Annotated in this window: 1 rRNA gene; it reads left to right on the top strand. The window is 54.3% G+C overall.

Annotated elements, in window-relative coordinates:
- Positions 1 to 2,936: ribosomal RNA gene (locus tag ACO9K6_RS20880) — 23S ribosomal RNA — on the top strand.
- The last annotated feature ends 35 nt before the right edge of the window (positions 2,937 to 2,971 follow it).

Genomic DNA, 2,971 nt, shown 5'->3' with positions numbered 1-2,971 from the left:
GGTTAAGCTAGTAAGAGCGCACGGAGGATGCCTAGGCACCAGGAGCCGAAGAAGGACGTGGCGAACAACGATACCGCCTCGGGGAGCCGTAAGCAGGCATTGATCCGGGGATTTCCGAATGGGGAAACCCAGCTGTCGTAATGGGCAGTTACTACTGAGTGAATACATAGCTCAGGAAGAGGCATACCGGGGGAACTGAAACATCTAAGTACCCCGAGGAAGAGAAAACAAAAGTGATTCCGTCAGTAGCGGCGAGCGAACGCGGATTAGCCCAAACCAAGGAGCTTGCTCCTTGGGGTTGTAGGACGTCTCACATGGAGTTACAAAGGTGTTTGGTAGGCGAAGAGGTCTGGAAAGGCCCGCCAGAGCAGGTAAAAGCCCTGTAACCGAAAGCAAATACTCTCCGAGACGGATCCTGAGTACGGCGGGACACGTGAAACCCCGTCGGAATCCGGCAGGACCATCTGCCAAGGCTAAATACTCCCTGGTGACCGATAGTGAAGCAGTACCGTGAGGGAAAGGTGAAAAGCACCGCGGGAGCGGAGTGAAAAAGAACCTGAAACCGTGCGCTTACAAGAAGTCAGAGCCCGTTAAAAGGGTGATGGCGTGCCTTTTGTAGAATGAACCGGCGAGTTACGATTACGTGCAAGGTTAAGGTGGAGAGCCGGAGCCGCAGCGAAAGCGAGTCTGAATAGGGCGATGAAGTACGTGGTCGTAGACCCGAAACCGTGTGATCTACCCCTGTCCAGGGTGAAGGTGCGGTAACACGCACTGGAGGCCCGAACCCACGCACGTTGAAAAGTGCGGGGATGAGGTGGGGGTAGCGGAGAAATTCCAATCGAACTCGGAGATAGCTGGTTCTCCCCGAAATAGCTTTAGGGCTAGCCTCGAGGAATGAGTGTCGTGGAGGTAGAGCACTGATTGGGTGCGGGGCCCGCCAAGGGTTACCAAGTCCAGTCAAACTCCGAATGCCATCGACATGCTACTCGGGAGTCAGACAGTGAGTGCTAAGATCCATTGTCAAGAGGGAAACAGCCCAGATCATCAGCTAAGGTCCCCAAGTGTGTGTTAAGTGGGAAAGGATGTGGAGTTGCAAAGACAACCAGGATGTTGGCTTAGAAGCAGCCACCATTTAAAGAGTGCGTAATAGCTCACTGGTCGAGTGACTCTGCGCCGAAAATGTAACGGGGCTAAACACACCACCGAAGCTATGACTTACACTTGTAGAAGTGTTAGGGGTAGGGGAGCGTTGAATACGGATTGAAGTTGGACCGTGAGGACTGGTGGACTGTATTCAAGTGAGAATGCCGGTATGAGTAACGAAAAGACAAGTGAGAATCTTGTCCGCCGAAAGCCTAAGGGTTCCTGAGGAAGGCTCGTCCACTCAGGGTAAGTCGGGACCTAACGCGAGGCCGAAAGGCGTAGTGGAAGGACAACAGGTTGAAATTCCTGTACCACCGTAAGCCGTTATGAGCAATGGGGTGACACAGAAGGGCAGTGACGCGGGCTGATGGAATAGCCCGTCCAAGCAGTGAGGCTGATCGATAGGCAAATCCGTCGATCATAAGGCTGGGCTGTGATGGGGAGCGAAAATTGCAGTAGCGAAGGTCATGTACTCCGGCTGTCAAGAAAAGCCTCTAGCCAGGTGAAGGTGCCCGTACCGCAAACCGACACAGGTAGGCGAGCAGAGCATGCTAAGGCGCGCGGAAGAACTCTCGTTAAGGAACTCGGCAAAATGACCCCGTAACTTCGGGAGAAGGGGTGCCTCGGTAGGGTGAATAGCCCGAGGGGGCCGCAGTGAAAAGGCCCAAGCGACTGTTTAGCAAAAACACAGGTCTGTGCGAAGCCGTAAGGCGAAGTATACGGGCTGACGCCTGCCCGGTGCTGGAAGGTTAAGGGGAGCGGTTAGGGGTAACCCGAAGCTGTGAACCGAAGCCCCAGTAAACGGCGGCCGTAACTATAACGGTCCTAAGGTAGCGAAATTCCTTGTCAGGTAAATTCTGACCCGCACGAATGGCGTAACGACTTGGGCGCTGTCTCAACGAGAGATCCGGTGAAATTTTAATACCTGTGAAGATGCAGGTTACCCGCGACAAGACGGAAAGACCCCATGGAGCTTTACTGCAGCTTGATATTGAACTTTGGTACGATCTGTACAGGATAGGTGGGAGCCATAGAAGCATGAGCGCCAGCTTGTGTGGAGGCGACGTTGGGATACCACCCTGATCGTATCGGAGTTCTAACCTGGAACCGTGAAACCGGTTCGGGGACCGTGTCAGGCGGGCAGTTTGACTGGGGCGGTCGCCTCCTAAAATGTAACGGAGGCGCCCAAAGGTTCCCTCAGAATGGTTGGAAATCATTCGAAGAGTGCAAAGGCATAAGGGAGCTTGACTGCGAGACCTACAAGTCGAGCAGGGACGAAAGTCGGGCTTAGTGATCCGGTGGTACCGCATGGAAGGGCCATCGCTCAACGGATAAAAGCTACCCTGGGGATAACAGGCTTATCTCCCCCAAGAGTCCACATCGACGGGGAGGTTTGGCACCTCGATGTCGGCTCATCGCATCCTGGGGCTGAAGTAGGTCCCAAGGGTTGGGCTGTTCGCCCATTAAAGCGGTACGCGAGCTGGGTTCAGAACGTCGTGAGACAGTTCGGTCCCTATCTGTCGCGGGCGCAGGAAATTTGAGAGGAGCTGTCCTTAGTACGAGAGGACCGGGATGGACGTACCGCTGGTGTACCAGTTGTTCCGCCAGGAGCACCGCTGGGTAGCCAAGTACGGACGGGATAAGCGCTGAAAGCATCTAAGCGTGAAGCCCCCCTCAAGATGAGATTTCCCAGTATGTAAGACCCCTTGAAGACGACGAGGTTGATAGGTTCGGGGTGGAAGCACAGCAATGTGTGGAGCTGACGAATACTAATCGGTCGAGGGCTTATCCTAAAAAAGTTTGCATGGACCCATACATCCGGCAGACA

This window comes from Paenibacillus praedii, assembly GCF_049725345.1.
Classification (GTDB): domain Bacteria; phylum Bacillota; class Bacilli; order Paenibacillales; family Paenibacillaceae; genus Pristimantibacillus.
The sequence above is the reverse complement of the archived record's forward strand: the minus strand, read 5'-3'. Positions and strand labels throughout refer to the sequence as shown.